The organism is Pseudomonas sp. B40(2017), assembly GCF_002112855.1.
In the GTDB taxonomy this organism is placed as follows: domain Bacteria; phylum Pseudomonadota; class Gammaproteobacteria; order Pseudomonadales; family Pseudomonadaceae; genus Aquipseudomonas; species Aquipseudomonas pharyngis.
Genome location: NZ_NEIT01000002.1, coordinates 419,485 through 436,995, shown reverse-complemented (window position 1 = coordinate 436,995; position 17,511 = coordinate 419,485). Strand labels below are relative to the sequence as shown.

The following is a 17,511-nucleotide window of genomic DNA, read 5'->3' as shown; positions in this document are numbered from 1 at the left end:
CCGTGCCCGCTTACTGGTAAGCGGAGAGGTCTTCGCTGGAGTCGACCTCTCCCCATTCTCCGCTGTAGGCCACGGCCGAGACCGGAACCCGACCCGCATCGATGACACGTTGCAGGGTGTTGGTCATGTGCATCTTGTCGCGTTGTTCCGGGGTCAGTTCGGCTCGTAGCCGAACGACTTCTGCCCAACCCTCAGGGGTGAAGCGCAGCAGCCCCATGTACTGACCCTGAACTTCGTCCACCGATTGCGGCTTGTTGCCGATTTCGGCCAGCGTACCGGCGTCGGTCAGGCGGAACGTTTCGGCATCCAGCAACGGATCGCCGAAACGCTGCGTCCACAATTTCAGCCAATGGGGGTCGTAGGTGACGGCCAGCGATGCTTCGTTGGTCATCAACGACTGAACGGCGTCCGGGCTGTAGAAAATATCGGAATAACTCACGATGCACGGCTGGCCCTGCAGCCAGGATTCGGCGTACGCCAGCGACGACACCATGTTGGTGTCCGCCCAGCGTGGGTTATGGAATTCGATCAGGCCACGCTCGGCCAGCCACTCTCTTTTATAGCCGGTCACTATGGCGATTTCGCTGATGCCCGCCGCGCGCAAGGATTCCAGCTGCCATTCGAGCAGGGCTTTGCCTCGCAGTTCGACCAGGCACTTGGGGCGCTCATCCGTGAGGCTTTTCATGCGACTGCCACGTCCGGCAGCCAGAATAATGGCTTTCACAACACGTCTATCCCGTGGGTTATTGAATGGAGTCAGGTTCGCCGAACAGCTGCCGGATACGTTCAAGGTCGTGGGTGGCAAAATCCGCTTCGCGCTCCGGGTGCCACATCCAGCCTTCCCAAGGCAGTTGAAGGTGGCGGATGGCTTCGATTTCACCGTCTTCGCTGCGCGCCATGACGTCGAAACCCTGCGGGCAACCGGCAAGAGCGAGGCCGTGATAGCTGTTCACCTCGGCGACGATCCGGCCGGACAGCTGATGCCGGGTTCGCACATGACCGGTCACCGGTTTCAACTCGCTGCCAGCCTCGTGCGCCAGCATCTGCATGCCGCGACAAATGCCCAGTACTGGCAACTGACGTTCGCGAGCGTGATCCAGCAACTCGCTCTCGGTACGGTCGCGGGTCGGGCACTGACCGATGTCATTGCCACCCGACAGCACAATGGCGTGTGGCGCGACGGCCGCCAGCCAGTGATCGAGCGGCAAGCCGTTGGGCACGGGTACCGGAATGAAACCGGCTGCCAGAAGGAACCCGATCAGTCGCTGATCCAGCGCATCCCGGGTTTCTCCTCGCTCTGGATAGCTGTCCACCCGTTGACTGACTGCGACCACCTTCATGTCATCATCTCCACTCGCCGGCCCGGGCAATCCAGGTGCAGGAAGTCCGCGGTCGACCAGCGACGGTAAAGCACTTCACCCGCCCCAATGACAGCCGGCAGGCCAAGCTCGCCGGCACGGATTGCCATGTGCGAATTGGCGCCGCCCCACGCCGTGATCAATCCGGCGATCGGGTAGGCGAACAGCCAGTCAAACCCCGGATCCGCGTTGGGAATGCAGACGATCGCCCCGGCGAGTTTGTCCCGGTCGTCGCACAGCACAACCGGTGCGGTCACGCGTTTCTGGGTGATGAAGTTGGGCGCCGTTTCGGGCCACTCGAAGCCCCAGACATCTTCCGGCCGGGTAATCACCGGCGGCAGGGATACCTTGAGCGTCTCGGCGTAACGCGCCTTGCCCTGTTCAATGCTGCGCAGCAGCACTTCCTTGGGCTCCGCTGCCGCCACGTGCAGTTCGGTGAAGGCACGGATGTCGCAATAAGCAAGATCTTCGCGCCCGATACCGTGCTCGGCACCGACTTGGGCAATCAACGCCAGTGCGTCGGACAGGTTGCGGGTGAAGTGAAACTTGGCGAGTTCGCGAAGTTCGATACCGTTCTGCAGGAAGTCCAGCAAACCCACCGGATCCGGCTGCAAGCCATGGGCTTCGAGCAGTTTCACGATCTCGCGCATCTGTGGCAGCGTCAGCGAAAACGGTTGAAGCGGTTCCGGAGCGGCGGGGCGCTGGGTCCAGTCGAAATAGAGTTCCGGGGCTTCATCGTAACGGGGAGACAGGATGTCGTAGGTGCCAGGTCGCAAATGGCCGTAACGCGCGAGGAAGGTCGTCTTGTCGAGCGTTGCCCGGTCGCGCGCCAGCTGCCCGCTGACGGTTGAAACACCGGCCATGAACGCATCGTAGTCGGCTTGCGAGAACACGCCCACGGACACCAGCGACCTGAGCATCTGCACGGCGACGAAACCGGCGCGCGCCAAACCGGCGAACGGCAGGGTGCCATAGCGTTTCGCGTCTTCCAGCAGCCAGTAAATGCGCTCCAGCGGGTCGGCGTCGGAGGCCATCAGCTCTTCACGACGGGCATTGAGCACATCCAGCTTGTTGGCATCGCTGCGCCACAGACCGTCCTTGGGATGGACGATGCGATTGGTCAGCTTGCGCAGGCTGGTGCTGATTGCCTCCAGCTCGTGGGGCTGAAAGCCTGCATCGGCGAGGCGCTCCAGTTGTTGCGAGAGATCGAGGGTGTAGCACGAGAACACGATTTCGAACTCCACCTTGTCGTGGAGTGTCGGTTCGGCCAGCAATCTGTCGATGTAATAGTCGACCAGTCTTCCCGCCAGATCCTCATCGAGGTCCGCCGGAATGAACGAGTTGAACGACAGGCGCACATCGATATAGGGCAGGCCGAAAAAGTGCGGCATCAGCGGAAAGCTGCGCAGGTTGCGGTAGCCGTAGTTGTGCCGCTGGTAAGCCCAGATGGAATCGGTCACCAGATCGCGGTACAGCGAGAGCGCCAAAGGTTTGGGCCGGATTCCGATGATCTCCGCCGGGTTCCAGTCAGGCATCACGCCATAGACCGTGCGCTGGCCGATCAGGAACGGATGCGGTCGCATGCCGCGTGCGACTTTGCGCTGAATGCTGTCCAGGCGGGCCGATTGCTCGGCATCGGTCTCCGGACGGGAAGGCAGGATCAGTGGCCGGGCCTGTAACAGCCAGAGCACTTCGCCTTCGGTTTCACGGGTGACTGCAAACTCGCAGTCGACGGGCTCGCCACCGAACAGTGCCAGCAGCTCTTCGAGCAGGCCAACCACGGGCGCGAGGGCGGCGGGCGCTGCAATCTTGCTCTGGGCAGCCTGTTGCCAGAGCCGCCCGCCCATGCCACCGGTCACCGAGGCCGTGTCGCTGCCTTCCGACCAGTTCACCACGCGATAGGGCGCGCAGGTGTTGGGGTCGTGGGAAAAGGCCACGCCGGAGCGCAGTACGTTCCCCAGCATGGGCTGAATCAGTATTTCGTCCGCCGGAAACGCCTCGCCATAACTGGCGATGACCTGTTCCACCGCCGGGCTCAGCCCTGCATCGTCGACATTCGGGATCGACAGGAAGGCGCCCGCGAAGGACGCCTGGGCACTGTCTTCACGCCCGCAACTGGAACGCACGATCCATGGGGCGGCCGGCAGCCGCTCACCGACCGCCTGGACACAGGCTTGCCGGTTCCGCCGCCAGTCCGCCACGGTGAATGCCAGCAGCGGAGCAATACGGGCCGAGGTCAGCCGTTCTTGCAGGCTGGACAGCGTCCCGGCCTTGGTAGAGAAATGCAGGGCCATCAGGCGTTATCTCAGCTGGGCAACCCAAATGTTCGTCGAGTACGGAATCTGGATCGAAGGCGTCTTCAGGCCTTTGAGGTAGTCGTCGATGGCGCTGATCACTTCATGGAAATTCGCACCGGCCTGACGCTCCAGCGTCGCGTGGGAGCGCCAGGCTTCCAGGCATTCTTCGATGCTCTGCTCGTGAATGACGCGGGCATCCAGGTGCACGACCGGGCCGAACAGTTCGCTGGCGTCGATCACGGCCGTCTGGTCTTCGCGGCGGGTGCCGTAGCCATAACCGGGTACGCGATCCTTGATGATGGCTTCGATCCGGGCCTGGATCGGGTCTTCGAGGTTGCGGTGGTTCCACATGCAGGCGAACCAGCCCCGAGGCTTGAGAATGCGCGCGGTTTCCTTGAGGGCCTGCTGGCGGTCGCAGACGTTGAACGAGCTGCCGAAGGTGACCATGTCGAACGCCTGGGTCGTTTGCCCGGTCGCTTCGCCAGTGCCTTCGTGCCATTTGACATTGGACAGCTCGGCAGTGCGCTTGACGCCGTTGGCGCGCATCGCGTCGTTCGGCTCCACGGCGGTGACGTCCAGACCGCGAGCGGCGAGCATCAGCGTCAGGTGTGCAACACCGGCGCCGACGTCACAGAATTTGTCGCCCTGTTCGGCCCCTGCGATCGAGAGCATGGCATCGATGGCAGCATCGGCGTAGTCAGGGCGCTTCAGGTAAGCGTCGGCCAGGGTGGTGTAATCCCATTCGGTTTTCATGCCGGATTCCTTGTGTGAATTTTATTGAGTAGATCGTCTGCCAGGTCTTGCCTGGAGCGCAGCGGGTCGAATTCGACCAGCCAGTCCGCTGCCTGCGGTTCATCCACAGGCAAGTCGAGACCGGCAACGTTGTGCAGTTCACCGGCATGAAACCGGCGGTAGATGCCCTTGGGATCCCGGCGACCGAGTTCCTCTACTGGTACTTTGAGGTAAACCTCGAAATAGCCAGGCAGGTGGGCACGGTTCCACGCATGAACTTCACGAAACAGCGAAATCGTTGCGATCACCACGGTGTGGCCTTGTGCGGCGATCATTCTGCAGAGGTGGGCGTATTGCATGGCCAACGCGAGTCGCCCTTCGCGGCCATGGTTCTGCGAGCTGGCTGCGGTGGCGCCGAACACCTCGCGCAGCTCGTCGCCGTCGAGCATCACGACCGATTCCCCGCGGTTGCGCAGACGGGTAACGAGATCACCGGCCAGCGTTGACTTTCCGGCGCCTGAAAGGCCCGTAATCCAGATTACCTGTGCGTGAGGGTTACATTTCATAGCGTTCTGACCAGTGTCCGGTTTGGATACCTGGCGTGATGAAGCCGTGGCCGGTTCAACACGCAATGCAAGTTCAATCACGCTCTTTAATATTGCCAAAAGAGTCGATGGTTAGTTGGCAGAACATCGAGTCGTGCCTGTTTTCAATCAAGTCGTGAAACACATCCTGCGGTAATGGCAAGTTGCTGTATTGACGCTCATAGAACTTTTTGTAAATGAAGTAGCAGTCTTCAGGGGACATCAGGCTGAAACCGAGTGCCAGCTCTTTGAGTTCTTCGCCGTTTTTGGCGATGGGCAGCAAGTTGTTCATTTGCTGCAGCCAGACGTCGACGGTCGGGTTGGACTCGTCGGTCGTCGGAACGTAATAGATCGGCAGCTTGCACGTGTTGAGCATGAACGAGACACCGCCGGTCGAGGCATCGGTGATGATGGTGTCGCACTGTTGATAGAAAACCGTGCTGCTGGTGCCTGTCGTGTCGATGGTGATCCATTCATACGCCGAGAGCTGGTTGCACAGGTCCTTCAGGGTTGGATGCTGAAGGTCGGCCATGTACGGACGCAGGATGAACCGGGCGTGAGGGATCTGTGATTTGACCGCGTTGATCACGGTTTGCAGGTTCTCGTACAGGGAGGCGCCGCTTGGGCAGATTCCCAGTTGGGTCGGCAGCAGTCCGACAACGAAATCATCCGACGCCTTGTTTGACCCGGGAGCGGATTCAAAGAATTTCGGAACCTTGATGGGCAGAGTCGCGACCGGACTGGTCTTGCGCAGGTCGGAGCGCAAGGCTATGCCATCGGCAATCAGCGATTTCAGGGCCTTTCTGTCGGGTCTGTAGCGTTGCAGGCCCGATCTGATCAGATCAAAACCCGATCGGGACGAAGAAATGACCACATCCCAATAGGACGTCAGTTCGGCGTAGTAATACTTGTCTTTGGTCGGCATTCCCACATTGCCGTGGGTCAGGAAAATACCGAAGTTCGAATCGTCGAGCAGTCGGCCAATCCAGGCATCGTTCGAAATGACGACTTGCGAGGCCAGGTTCGCGATGACTTCGACTTCAACCTGCTCAACCGGATAGTCAAGGATCTCTTCTGCCTCCTGCCTGCTCAGGCCGGTCTTGTCGGTCTGCAGCACGATGCAGTTGTAGGCGTGGCGCAGGGCATTGAGCGCCGGGATCAGGTATTCGAGGTAGGTTTTTCCGCCACGGGTGACATTGCTGATCAAATAGACGTTTTTCATTAATGACTTGTACTTTTAAAATTTGCCGTGGCAAAAAAGTTGGATCAGCTGGATTGCGCGTAGACAACTGATTGATATTGTCTTGACGCGTTCGCCATTGAAAATCTGTCATCGACAGTTGTTTTAAGTCTGCCGTCTCATGATGATTTTATTGATTAAGTGTATTGCGCCCGCTGGGCTGAAGAGTTCTTTTCCATGATGTGTCGCCTCCATTTTATATTGCTTTAAAGTTTGAAGTTTTTAACTAAAAGCTCTGGCGCCTGATGAACAGCGCCGTCGTTATATCACATCTTGGCTAATGGCTATCAGCGCGTGCGGACTTTATTTTCAGCTGGCACAGGCCGCCTCTAAGCTGCCTGTCCATCCCGTCATTGCGTCGCTGGGCGATACTGCAGCGCTTCGGCCAGATGCTCACGTGATATGGCATCAACCTTCTCTATATCGGCCAGTGTCCGTGCAACCTTGAGCAGCCGATGTGCTGAACGCAGCGACAGGGTCAGTCGCTCACAGGCTGACTCCAGCCAGGTTTCATCGGCTGTGGATAACTTGCAGTGCTTCTTCAGCCCCGGCAAATCGAGAAACGCATTGGCACAGCCCTGGCGTTTTTGCTGACGCTCGCGGGCCTCGGCGACCAATGTGGCCGCGCTGGCGCTGTCTTCTCCCGGTTTCACGGCAGGGTTCAACGCTGTCGCCTCCCGCGCTACTGTCAGGTGCAAATCGATCCGGTCCAGCAACGGCCCCGACAGTTTGTTGCGATAGCGCTGCACCATGTCCGGTGTGCATGAGCATTTGCCGCTCGGTTCGCCGAGATATCCACAGGGGCAGGGATTCATCGCCGCGACCAGCTGGAATCTCGCGGGAAACCGCACCCGTTCCTTGGCCCTTGCGATCACGATGCAGCCGGATTCCAGCGGTTCGCGCAGCACCTCCAGCACCTTGCGATCAAACTCGGGCAGCTCATCGAGAAACAGCACGCCATGGTGGGCGAGGGTGATTTCGCCGGGCTGAGGTTTTGAACTGCCACCGACCAATGCCGGCCCGGAAGCCGAGTGATGCGGTTGGCGGAACGGGCGTTGCGGCCAGTGAATCAGCGGCGCGCCACTGGCGACGGATTGAATCGCCGCCACTTCCAGCGCTTCACTCTCGGTCAGCGGTGGCAGCAGCCCTGGCAAACGACTGGCCAGCAATGTCTTGCCCGTCCCCGGTGGCCCGCTGAACAGCAGGTTGTGGGCGCCGGCAGCGGCAATCAGCAGCGCCCGTTTGGCCGCCAGTTGGCCCTGGACTTCATTCAGGTCGGGATAAGGTTTGGCAGCATGGATCAGCCCGTCCGAGACATAAGGCTCGACTGGCGTATGCCCGTTGAAATGCGCCACAGCCTCCAGCAGATGATCCACCGCAATCACCCTCAGTCCCGACGCCAGACAAGCCTCCTCGGCATTCGCCCGCGGCACCACCAGCGTCCGCCCGGCCTTGCGCGCTGCCAGTGCCGCCGGCAACACCCCGCGCACCGCCCGCACGGCGCCGGACAACGCCAGTTCGCCGAGGCACTCCACGTCATCCAGCGTCAAGGTCGGCACCTGCACGCTCGCCGACAGAATCCCCAGCGCAATCGCCAGATCGAACCGACCGCCATCCTTGGGCAGATCCGCCGGTGCCAGATTCAGAGTGATCCGCCGCGCCGGAAACTGCAGCCCGGAATTGATGATCGCGCTACGCACCCGATCCTTGCTTTCCTTCACCGCCGCTTCGGGCAGGCCGACCATGGTCAGCGAGGGCAAGCCGTTGGCCAGGTGAACTTCGACGGTGACGGCGGGAGCATCCACGCCAATCTGGGCGCGGCTATGGACGATGGCGAGGGACATGGTCGTTCCTTGAGTTGAATCGAGGGCCGCTTCCTGCGGGTTTTTGAAGGGTAGTTGAGCGGGGCTCTAGCGTTTGAGTAGAGGTTTACAAGACGTATCAGAAAGCGGTTGTGCGGGCCTATGCATTCATCTTCTGCCTGCTAACAGACCACTTGGCTCAAGCTCAGGTCCGTACGTAACGGCAACTGGGAGCCGTTGGGCATGACTGTCATGGACTTGGCCATGCCCACAAACTGGCCTGAAACCGAGATCGAGAAGCTTGTGAAATGCCAGCTCAGGATCTGCGCCGATCTGGCAATCAGGCTGGCCATTCACCTCAACACCACACCTGAGTTCTGGATGAATCTTCAGTCGGCTTACGATTTGCGAAAAGCTGAAGTTTAGAGAGGAGCTTCCGTCCGTGATCAAGTGGAGTGGCTGGCGCATTGCGCTTGATCTGAATTCAAGGTCGTACGGCGGGGAGCTGAACAGTTGCTGTGACTACTCCTCAGAAAACCGATTGTTGCAGCTATCTCGAGGCGAAAAAAAACCGCCTTGAGGAGACGGTTTTCAGTTGCAGGCTTCGGTGAGGCCAAGGCCTGCGCATCCTTAGTGGACACACTCGCGTATCCCGAGGTTGTGCATGTTTGATCGCTGGCGCAAGCATCAACGAAATTCCGCCAGCCAGTGGCAGGCTGGGATGAAGACTCACTCAGCCGGCGGCGTCAGCTTCGCTTCCATCTCAGCCACCTTCGCCTCAAGGCTCTCGAGCCGGGCGCGAGTGCGCGCCAGCACCACCATCTGACTGTCAAACTCTTCACGGCTCACCAGGTCGAGTTTGCTGAACGCACTTTGCAGCAGCATCTTGAACTGGCTTTCGATTTCGGCTTTTGGCAAGGGCGTGTCGCCGCTGAACAGGCGGGAGGCGGTGCCGCTCAGGGCGTCGAGGAAGTCTTTGGGCGCGAGCATGGGATATGTCCTGGAAACAATGGCCGGCAGTGTATCACGCAGTGTCTATAGTCATTGGCGCAGGCACGGATGCACGCTTTTCGCGCAACGGGATGCACGGCCACGCACCGTTGTTGTGCGTATCCGGAGTGCCATTTGGGTGATGGCATCTGTGGCAGCGGCCAAGGGATTGAAATCAGTGGTTTTTGGCGAGATGGCAAGCTTTCTGCTTAGTCACCTTCGACCCATGCACTGATGCAGTCGCTGTGACGAATGCAGTGCGGCAGACGGAGCGGGGAGTTTCGTCTGGAGCGGTTAGCTGGCGTCGACAACGAAGCGTTACAAAGCCAGGCACTGCGCTTAGACTTGAGTCGGGTTTGTTTTCCTGGGGCAAGTCCACCAATTCGGGAGAGAGTTTCATGAAGCTAGTCACTGCCATCATCAAGCCGTTCAAGTTGGACGACGTGCGCGAGTCGCTGTCCGAAATCGGCGTGCAGGGCATTACCGTTACTGAAGTCAAAGGCTTCGGTCGGCAGAAGGGTCACACCGAGCTGTATCGCGGCGCGGAGTATGTGGTCGATTTTCTGCCCAAGGTGAAAATCGACGTTGCCATCGACGACAAGGATCTGGATCGGGTTATCGAGGCGATAACCAAGGCTGCCAACACCGGCAAGATCGGTGACGGCAAGATCTTCGTGGTCAATCTGGAACAGGCGATCCGCATCCGTACCGGCGAAACCGATACCGACGCGATCTAAACGCCGCCACAAACCCAACGCCCCAGGAGAAAACAATATGACTCTGCGTAAATTCGCAGGGCTAGGAGCCCTGTTGTCTATCGTAATGCCCGGCCTGGCCATGGCGGCAGACGAAGTGGCAGCCCCAGTCCTGAATTCCGGCGACACTGCCTGGATGCTCACCTCCACAGCCCTCGTGCTGTTCATGACCATTCCCGGCCTCGCGCTGTTCTACGGCGGCATGGTTCGGTCGAAAAACATTCTTTCCGTGATGATGCAGTGCTTCGCCATTACCGGTCTGATCAGCGTCCTGTGGGTCATTTATGGCTACAGCATCGCGTTCGACACCACCGGCATGGAGCAGGGCGTCGTCAACTTCAACTCGTTCGTGGGTGGTTTCGGCAAGGCGTTCCTGGCCGGTGTCACGCCAGCGAGCCTGACCGGCCCGGCGGCGCTGTTCCCCGAGGCGGTCTTCATCACCTTCCAGATGACCTTCGCGATCATCACTCCGGCGCTGATCGTCGGTGCGTTCGCCGAGCGGATGAAGTTCTCCGCGATGCTGATCTTCATGGGCATCTGGTTCACCCTGGTTTATGCACCGATCGCGCACATGGTCTGGTCCGGCAACGGCGGCCTGATGTGGGACTGGGGTGTACTCGACTTCGCGGGCGGCACCGTGGTGCACATCAACGCCGGTGTGGCCGGTCTGATCGCTTGCCTGGTATTGGGTAAACGCAAAGGCTTCCCGACCACCCCGATGGCGCCACACAATCTGGGTTACACCCTGATGGGCGCGGCGATGCTGTGGGTCGGCTGGTTCGGCTTCAACGCCGGTTCCGCTGCGGCCGCCAACGGCACCGCCGGCATGGCGATGCTGGTCACTCAGATCGCTACCGCTGCTGCTGCATTGGGCTGGATGTTCGCCGAGTGGATCACCCACGGCAAACCAAGCGCACTGGGTATCGCATCCGGCGTCGTTGCAGGTCTGGTCGCGATCACTCCGGCCGCTGGCACTGTGGGCCCGATGGGCGCCCTGGTGATCGGTCTGGCGGCAGGCGTGGTGTGCTTCTTCTGCGCCACCACCCTGAAACGCAAACTCGGTTATGACGACTCCCTGGACGCCTTCGGCGTGCACGGTATCGGCGGTATCCTCGGCGCGATCCTGACCGGTGTGTTCGCTGCACCGTCGCTGGGTGGCTTCGGCACCGTCACCGACATCGCCGCACAAGTCTGGATTCAGTGCAAAGGCGTCGGCTTCACCGTGATCTACACCGCCATCGTCACTTTCATCATCCTCAAGGTGCTGGATGCCGTGATGGGTCTGCGTGTGACCGAGGAAGAAGAATCGGTCGGCCTGGATCTGGCACAACACAACGAGCGCGGCTACAACCTGTAAGCACGCGCCGCAAAAAACTTGCCCGGCTTGCCGGGCATTTTTTTATCTGGAATTTGTCTTCCCTGATACAGCTGAAAGGATTTTTCGTACTGCTTTGGTCGTGTTTACGACGAGTGTTTTTCTGCGGCCAAAGGCTTACATCATTGAAGGAATATTAGGGCCTTTGTTTTTTTCCAGAGCGCGCTAGAATGCGCCCCGAACGTGCGGAGAACTGTATGTGGCAACAGACTCTGATAACCCTGCGGGCACGGCCCCGGGGCTTTCATCTGGTGACGGACGAGTTGCTCGCCGGTCTGCCTGAACTCAAGGCATGCCGGGTCGGTCTGTTGCATTTGTGGCTGCAGCATACCTCGGCGTCGTTGACCATCAACGAGAACGCCGATCCGGCGGTACGTCGCGACTTCGAACGATTTTTCAATCGTCTGATCCCACAAGGAACAGACGGCTATGAGCATAACGACGAAGGCCTGGACGACCTCCCGGCGCACTTCAAGGCCAGCGTGCTGGGCTGTCAGATCAGTTTGCCGGTAACGGCGGGCCGACTGGCACTGGGCACCTGGCAAGGCGTTTACCTGGGCGAGCACCGTGATCATGGCGGTGCCCGTAAAGTCCTCGCCACCTTGCACGGTGAAGGGGCATAAACCGTTGGTCACCAATGGTTACCGATTTTTTTCCGGCGACTTTCGACAGTCGCCAAAGCTGGTCTATAACTAATCTGCTTTTCGCAAGTCATGAGGTAGAACATGAGCGACGATGATCTGGAAAACGACGACCTCGAAGTAGGCGACGAAGACGAGGCCGAGGAAGGTCTGGAAGCAGCAGCGGAAGATGTTGCTGACGACGATGGCGGTGACGATACGCCGGCCCCGGCTGCCAAAGGCAAGGCCAAGGCTGCGGTGTCGGTCGACGAGTTGCCGAGCATCGAAGCCAAGAACAAGGAGCGCGATGCCCTGGCCAAGGCCATGGAAGAGTTCCTTGCGCGCGGTGGCAAGGTTCAGGAAGTGGAGGCCAACGTGGTCGCCGATCCGCCCAAGAAGCCGGACAACAAGTACGGCAGCCGCCCTATCTGAGGCGTGGCGCTTGCTTGCTGAAAAAGCCCGCCGTCGCTGCGGGCTTTTTCATGGGCGAAAGAAAATCAGCCGCGGCTGTTCCAGCGGGCGAGTACCGCGGGCAGATCGCTAAGACTGCGAATCTCGGCATCCGGCAGGCGCTCCGCTTCCCAGACCTTGCCAGCGGGGTTGAACCAGATCGCTCGCAGACCGGCCTGCTGCGCCCCGGCGATGTCGTCCCCCGGGTGATCGCCGATATGCACCGCCGCTTCGGCGCTGACACCACCACGTTGCAAAGCCTCATGGAACAGGCGCGCATCCGGCTTGGCGATGCCGATGTCTTCGGCGCACAGCGCAAACTTGAAGTAGTCCGCCAGTCCGAGACGACGGATATCGGCGTTGCCGTTGGTGACCACCCCGAGAGCGTAGTGTTTGGCGAGGGTTTCCAGGATCGGCTCGACCTCCGGGAACACCTCGATCTGATGCCGCGCATGCAGAAACACTTCAAAACTCTTGTCCGCCAGATCCGACGCTTCGCTGTGGGCGTATCCGGCTTCCTCCAGCGCGTGGAACAGCACCCGCCGGCGCAGCGCGCTGATGCGGTGCTTGAGTCCCGGCTCGTTGGCCAGCACCCGTTCGCGGATCGACCAAAGATGCTCCACCGGCACCGCGCCCAGATTCGGCGCATGTTCGCTCAGCCATTCGCGCAAAACCGCTTCGGCGCTGACGATCACAGGGGCGGTGTTCCACAGGGTGTCGTCGAGATCGAAGGTGATCAACTGGATGCTCATGAATCGTCGCCTTTCATGCGTTTGGCCCGTGGATGGGCGCTGTCGTAGACCGCCGCCAGGTGCTGGAAGTCCAGGTGGGTATAGATCTGGGTGGTCTTGATGTCCGAGTGGCCGAGCAATTCCTGCACCGCGCGCAGATCCTGAGAGGACTCGAGCAAATGGCTGGCGAAGGAGTGCCGCAGCATGTGCGGGTGCAGGTTCTGCCCCAGTTCGCGCTCGCCGGCCAGTTTGACCCGCACCTGAATCGCTCGCGGGCCAAGGCGTCTGCCTTGCTGGCTGACGAACACCGCATCGTCCGCCGGATTGGTCAGAGCCCGCAGTGGCAGCCATTGTTCCAGCGCTTCCCGGGCCTTCTTGCCGACCGGCAACAGGCGCGTCTTGCTGCCCTTGCCGAGTACCTGAACCATGCCGTCGGCCAGATCGAGCTGGTCGAGATTGAGCCCGGTCAGCTCCGACAGACGCAGCCCGGAGGAGTAGAACAGCTCCAGAATCGCCTGATCACGTCGAGCGAGAAAATCGTCCTCCACGGCACCTTCAAGCAGTTGCAGGGCGCGATCGGTGTCGAGGGTTTTCGGCAGCCGGCGCTCGCCTTTGGGCGGTGCCAGGCCGGTGGCCGGATCGTGGTCGCAGAGGCCTTCGCGATTCAGATAGTGATAGAGCCCGCGCACCGCCGAGAGCAGGCGCGCCAGACTGCGCGAGGATTGGCCCTGGGCATGCAGGCGGGCGATCAGGCTGCGCAGGCGCTGGATGTCCAGGGCCTGCCAGCTGCCGATGTTTTGTTTGTTGCACCAGCCGAGCACTTTATCGAGGTCGCGGCGGTAGGCCGACAGCGTGTGCGGCGACACCTGCCGCTCACTGCGCAGGTGTTCGCAGTAAGCGTCCAGTTGTCGTTCCATGCTCAGCGTACCGAGCGCAGGGAGCTGTTGACCCGTGGCAGCACGCGACCCATGACTTCGGCGATGTAGCTGAGGAACAGCGTGCCGACCGAGCTCTTGTAGTGCTGCGGATCACGGCTGGCGATGGCCAGGATTCCGTGGATGCCCTGGTGGCTGACGGCGACCACGGCGGTGGAGCCGATCTGCTTGCGTTGCTCTTCGCCGAACAGGAAGTCCAGCTCGTGCTCACGCAGGCTGCCGCTGACGCTCTTGCCTTCGGTGAGCAACCCGCCGATGGCGGTCTGCGCGTCGGCGTGGGTCACCCAGCGGCCGACCGGGGCCGGGTTGTCGCCGAGCAGAATCAGGCTGACAAAGGGCACCTGAAAATCCTGGCGCAGGCTGTCTTCGACGCTGATCACCACATCTTCCAGAGTGGCAGCGTCCATCAGGGCGAGGATCAGGCGACGGGTCTTGTCGAACAGGCGATCGTTGTCCCGAGCGACGTCCATCAAGTGCGAGAGGCGGTGACGCATCTCGATGTTGCGGTCGCGCAGGATGGCCATCTGGCGCTCGACCAGCGAGACGGTATCGCCGCGCTGATGGGGGATGCGCAGGGACGGCAGCAGTTCTTCATGCTCGACGAAAAAGTCCGGATGGGCCTCCAGGTACGCGGCAACCGCTGCCGCCTCCAGGCTCTCGGACGCTGATTCACCGGACTGTCGGGCGGGTACCTGAGGCTTATCGGTCATGGCTTCTGCTCACTCAAAGACGCACTTGTCCTTCGTATACGCGCACTGCCGGGCCGGTCATCAACACCGGTTGGCCGGGTCCTGCCCACTCAATGGACAGGCGCCCGCCCGGCAGGTCGATCAACAGTGGCGAATCCATCCACCCCTGACTGATCGCAGCTACAGCAGCAGCGCAGGCACCGGTGCCGCAGGCCTGGGTTTCCCCGGCGCCGCGTTCCCAGACGCGCAGTTGTGCGCGGTGGCGGTCGATGACCTGGAGAAAACCGACGTTGACTCGCGCCGGAAAGCGCGGATGGTGTTCGATTTTCGGCCCCAGTTCATGCACCGGTGCAGTGTTGATATCGCTGACTCGCAGCACCGCATGGGGGTTGCCCATGGACACCGCCGCCAGATCGACCGGCGTACCGTCGACATCGACCTGATAACTCAGGGCCTGCTCCGGCGCCTGGAACGGAATGTCCGCTGGCACCAGGCGCGGGGCGCCCATGTTCACGCCGATCTGACCGTCGTTACGCACGTCCAGTTCGATGATGCCGCCCTTGGTCTCGACGCGGATCTGCCGTTTGGCGGTCAGGCGTTTGTCGAGCACGAAGCGGGCGAAGCAGCGCGCACCATTGCCGCACTGCTCCACTTCGGAACCGTCGGAGTTGAAGATCCGGTAACGGAAGTCCACATCCGGATTGCTCGGCGCTTCGACGATCAGCAACTGGTCGAAACCGATGCCGGTGTGCCGGTCGCCCCACATTTTTGCGTGCTTGGGCTGAATATGCGCGTGCTGGCTGACCAGGTCGAGGACCATGAAGTCGTTGCCCAGGCCGTGCATCTTGGTAAAACGCAGCAGCATGGGGTTACTCCGGCAGCAGGCTTTCGCCGGCAAACAGCTCGGCCACGGTTTCGCGGCGACGCACTTCAAAGGCCTGATCACCATCCACCAGCACTTCGGCGGCACGGCCGCGAGTGTTGTAGTTGGAGCTCATCACGAAACCGTAGGCACCGGCCGAATGCACGGCCAGCAGATCGCCTTCTTCCAGCGCCAGTTCGCGTTCCTTGGCGAGGAAGTCGCCGGTTTCGCAGATCGGGCCGACCACGTCGTACTTGCGTGCAGCGGTGTCGCGCGGTTTGACCGCGGTCACGTCCATCCAGGCCTGGTACAGCGCCGGGCGGATCAGGTCGTTCATGGCCGCGTCGACGATGGCGAAGTCTTTGTGCTCGGTGTGCTTGAGGTATTCGACTTGAGTTAGCAGCACGCCGGCGTTGGCGACGATGAAGCGGCCCGGTTCGAACACCAGCGCCAGATCACGGCCGACCAGGCGCTCGCGCACAGCCTTGATGTAATCGGCAGCCAATGGCGGCTCTTCGTCGCGATAACGCACACCCAGGCCGCCACCGAGATCGATGTGGCGCAGGTGGATGCCGCAATCGCCAAGGCGATCGACCAGATCCAGCAGGCGATCAAGGGCATCGAGGAACGGCGGCAGAGTGGTCAGTTGCGAACCGATGTGGCAGTCGACGCCGACCACTTCCAGGTTCGGCAAGTGCGCGGCACGCACGTACACGTCTTCGGCGTCGGCGATGGCGATGCCGAACTTGTTCTCTTTGAGACCGGTGGAAATGTACGGGTGGGTGCCGGCATCGACGTCCGGGTTCACGCGCAGCGAGATCGGCGCGCGAACGCCCAGCTCGGCGGCGACCACTTGCAGGCGCTCGAGCTCGTCGGTGGATTCGACGTTGAAGCAGTGCACGCCGACTTCCAGCGCACGGCGCATGTCGTCACGGGTCTTGCCGACGCCGGAGAACACGATCTTGTCCGGGCTGCCGCCGGCGGCCAGAACACGTTCCAGCTCGCCACGGGAGACAATGTCGAAACCGGCGCCGATACGGGCCAGGACATTCAGGACGCCGAGGTTGGAGTTGGCCTTGACCGCGAAGCACACCAGGTGCGGCATGCCGGCCAGCGCATCGGCGTAGGCCAGGTACTGGGCCTCGATGTGGGCGCGGGAGTAGACGTAGGTCGGTGTGCCGAAGCGATCGGCGATGGCGGACAGCGCCACACCTTCCGCGAACAGCTCCCCGCCACGGTAGTTAAAAGCGTCCATGGCGATCCCTTAGTAAACGTCGTGCTTGTGTGCCTTGGAGGCAGGCTGCTTTTGCGAAGACTGGGCTTGCTCGGCCGGGTCCTGATCTTCATCGGGCAGGTACAGCGGGCCTTTTTGACCACAAGCCGAAACAAGGCAGGCAACCGCGACGAGCGCAGCAAGGGAAGAGATCAGGCGCTTCATGGCGAAATCCTTGAAAATGCGTTAATTGCGCCGGAGTATACCGGCCACCCGGCAGCTTGCCTATGCGACGGAACTCCCGTCCGGCGGGGCTTGCCCGCAGGCGGGTCGATCAAGTGCAATCCTTGTGGGAGCGAGCCTGCTCGCGATAGCGTCGGCACCTTTAACATCCGCGTGTCTGATCCACCGCAATCGCGAGCAGGCTCGCTCCCACAGGAGACAATGCAGGCAGGGTTGTTGGTCGTTATCCTTTGCAATCGGCTGACAGCGTCCGTATCTTGCGGCGCTTGAGCCTGATCAGACATTTTTTGAGGTTGCCGCAATGAGTTTGTCCGAAGCCCGTTTCCACGATCTGGTCGATGAAACCCAGGAAAAACTGGAAGACATCTTCGACGACAGCGACCTGGACATCGACATGGAGAACTCGGCCGGTGTGCTGACCGTCAAGTTCGAGAACGGCACCCAGCTGATCTTCAGTCGTCAGGAACCGTTGCGTCAGCTGTGGCTGGCCGCCGTGTCTGGCGGTTTCCACTTCGACTACGACGAAGAAAGCGAACGCTGGATGTGCGACAAGAGCGAAGAACAGCTGGGCGAAATGCTCGAGCGTATCGTCAAGCAGCAGGCCGGCACCGAATTCGATTTCGAAGGCCTGTGAT

19 protein-coding genes and 1 pseudogene are annotated in these 17,511 nt (G+C 60.8%); 6 read left to right on the top strand and 14 right to left on the bottom strand.

Translation table 11 applies throughout. The features are described from left to right. Positions 1 to 10: 10 nt before the first annotated feature. The 7 genes from CAF76_RS05670 to CAF76_RS05640 form a co-directional block, all read right to left on the bottom strand. A complete protein-coding gene (locus CAF76_RS05670) occupies positions 11 to 724 on the bottom strand; it encodes a phosphocholine cytidylyltransferase family protein (RefSeq protein ID WP_064600367.1) in 714 nt (237 codons plus the stop codon). Between the two features lie 19 nt (positions 725 to 743). Then, complete coding sequence (locus tag CAF76_RS05665) at positions 744 to 1,340, bottom strand: gamma-glutamyl-gamma-aminobutyrate hydrolase family protein (RefSeq protein WP_085647043.1); 597 nt, start codon at positions 1,338 to 1,340, stop codon at positions 744 to 746. Then, a complete protein-coding gene (locus CAF76_RS05660; RefSeq protein ID WP_064600363.1) occupies positions 1,337 to 3,652 on the bottom strand; it encodes a PEP-utilizing enzyme in 2,316 nt (771 codons plus the stop codon). Before CAF76_RS05660 ends, CAF76_RS05665 begins: the two co-directional genes overlap by 4 nt. A 6-nt stretch (positions 3,653 to 3,658) precedes the next feature. Then, a complete protein-coding gene (locus CAF76_RS05655; RefSeq protein WP_085647042.1) occupies positions 3,659 to 4,408 on the bottom strand; it encodes a class I SAM-dependent methyltransferase in 750 nt (249 codons plus the stop codon). Further along, entirely contained in the window at positions 4,405 to 4,953 is a 549-nt protein-coding gene (locus CAF76_RS05650) for an adenylyl-sulfate kinase (protein ID WP_064600359.1), read from the bottom strand. Before CAF76_RS05650 ends, CAF76_RS05655 begins: the two co-directional genes overlap by 4 nt. A 73-nt stretch (positions 4,954 to 5,026) precedes the next feature. Next, entirely contained in the window at positions 5,027 to 6,193 is a 1,167-nt protein-coding gene (locus tag CAF76_RS05645) for a hypothetical protein (RefSeq protein ID WP_085647041.1), read from the bottom strand. Between the two features lie 368 nt (positions 6,194 to 6,561). After that, positions 6,562 to 8,055 carry a YifB family Mg chelatase-like AAA ATPase gene (locus tag CAF76_RS05640; protein ID WP_085647040.1) on the bottom strand — a complete coding sequence of 498 codons (1,494 nt, stop codon included), beginning with the start codon at positions 8,053 to 8,055 and terminating at the stop codon, positions 6,562 to 6,564. Between the two features lie 189 nt (positions 8,056 to 8,244). Between CAF76_RS05640 and CAF76_RS05635 the strand changes: the two are divergent. Further along, positions 8,245 to 8,439: pseudogene (locus CAF76_RS05635) on the top strand (HigA family addiction module antitoxin); the annotation flags it as partial. A 303-nt stretch (positions 8,440 to 8,742) separates the two neighbouring features. Here CAF76_RS05635 and CAF76_RS05630 read toward each other — a convergent pair. Continuing rightward, positions 8,743 to 9,003 (bottom strand): accessory factor UbiK family protein, encoded by a 261-nt coding sequence (locus CAF76_RS05630; protein WP_007920416.1) that lies wholly within the window; start codon positions 9,001 to 9,003, stop codon positions 8,743 to 8,745. Between the two features lie 398 nt (positions 9,004 to 9,401). Here CAF76_RS05630 and glnK point away from each other — a divergent pair, with 398 nt between their 5' ends. The 4 genes from glnK (at position 9,402) to sutA (ending at position 12,185) form a co-directional block, all read left to right on the top strand. Further along, positions 9,402 to 9,740 (top strand): P-II family nitrogen regulator, encoded by a 339-nt coding sequence (gene glnK / locus CAF76_RS05625; RefSeq protein ID WP_002555808.1) that lies wholly within the window; start codon positions 9,402 to 9,404, stop codon positions 9,738 to 9,740. A 37-nt stretch (positions 9,741 to 9,777) separates the two neighbouring features. After that, positions 9,778 to 11,115, top strand: a complete 1,338-nt coding sequence (locus CAF76_RS05620; protein ID WP_007951904.1) for an ammonium transporter — start codon at positions 9,778 to 9,780, stop codon at positions 11,113 to 11,115. Positions 11,116 to 11,330: 215 nt separating this feature from the next. Next, positions 11,331 to 11,756: a secondary thiamine-phosphate synthase enzyme YjbQ gene (locus CAF76_RS05615; RefSeq protein WP_039765261.1), complete on the top strand. Its 426-nt coding sequence runs from the start codon at positions 11,331 to 11,333 to the stop codon at positions 11,754 to 11,756. 102 nt (positions 11,757 to 11,858) lie between these two features. Then, entirely contained in the window at positions 11,859 to 12,185 is a 327-nt protein-coding gene (sutA, locus tag CAF76_RS05610) for a transcriptional regulator SutA (protein WP_007964546.1), read from the top strand. Positions 12,186 to 12,250: 65 nt separating this feature from the next. Here sutA and CAF76_RS05605 read toward each other — a convergent pair whose 3' ends face one another. The 6 genes from CAF76_RS05605 to CAF76_RS05580 are packed head-to-tail and all read right to left on the bottom strand — an operon-like array spanning position 12,251 to position 16,858. Further along, the gene (locus tag CAF76_RS05605; RefSeq protein WP_085647038.1) at positions 12,251 to 12,955 is read right to left on the bottom strand and encodes an HAD family hydrolase; all 705 of its coding nucleotides are present in this window, start codon (positions 12,953 to 12,955) and stop codon (positions 12,251 to 12,253) included. Then, the gene (gene xerC, locus CAF76_RS05600) at positions 12,952 to 13,851 is read right to left on the bottom strand and encodes a tyrosine recombinase XerC (protein ID WP_007951897.1); all 900 of its coding nucleotides are present in this window, start codon (positions 13,849 to 13,851) and stop codon (positions 12,952 to 12,954) included. Before xerC ends, CAF76_RS05605 begins: the two co-directional genes overlap by 4 nt. A gap of 2 nt (positions 13,852 to 13,853) precedes the next feature. Beyond that, positions 13,854 to 14,579: a DUF484 family protein gene (locus CAF76_RS05595; protein WP_007951894.1), complete on the bottom strand. Its 726-nt coding sequence runs from the start codon at positions 14,577 to 14,579 to the stop codon at positions 13,854 to 13,856. Positions 14,580 to 14,592: 13 nt separating this feature from the next. After that, positions 14,593 to 15,423, bottom strand: a complete 831-nt coding sequence (dapF, locus tag CAF76_RS05590) for a diaminopimelate epimerase (RefSeq protein WP_011336523.1) — start codon at positions 15,421 to 15,423, stop codon at positions 14,593 to 14,595. Positions 15,424 to 15,427: 4 nt separating this feature from the next. Beyond that, positions 15,428 to 16,675, bottom strand: coding sequence for a diaminopimelate decarboxylase (gene lysA, locus CAF76_RS05585; RefSeq protein ID WP_064600345.1), 1,248 nt, complete (start codon positions 16,673 to 16,675; stop codon positions 15,428 to 15,430). A 9-nt stretch (positions 16,676 to 16,684) separates the two neighbouring features. Beyond that, a complete protein-coding gene (locus CAF76_RS05580) occupies positions 16,685 to 16,858 on the bottom strand; it encodes a lipoprotein (protein ID WP_082934452.1) in 174 nt (57 codons plus the stop codon). 319 nt (positions 16,859 to 17,177) lie between these two features. Between CAF76_RS05580 and cyaY the strand changes: the two genes are divergently transcribed. Beyond that, positions 17,178 to 17,510: an iron donor protein CyaY gene (gene cyaY, locus CAF76_RS05570; RefSeq protein WP_007951887.1), complete on the top strand. Its 333-nt coding sequence runs from the start codon at positions 17,178 to 17,180 to the stop codon at positions 17,508 to 17,510. Position 17,511: the final 1 nt, after the last annotated feature.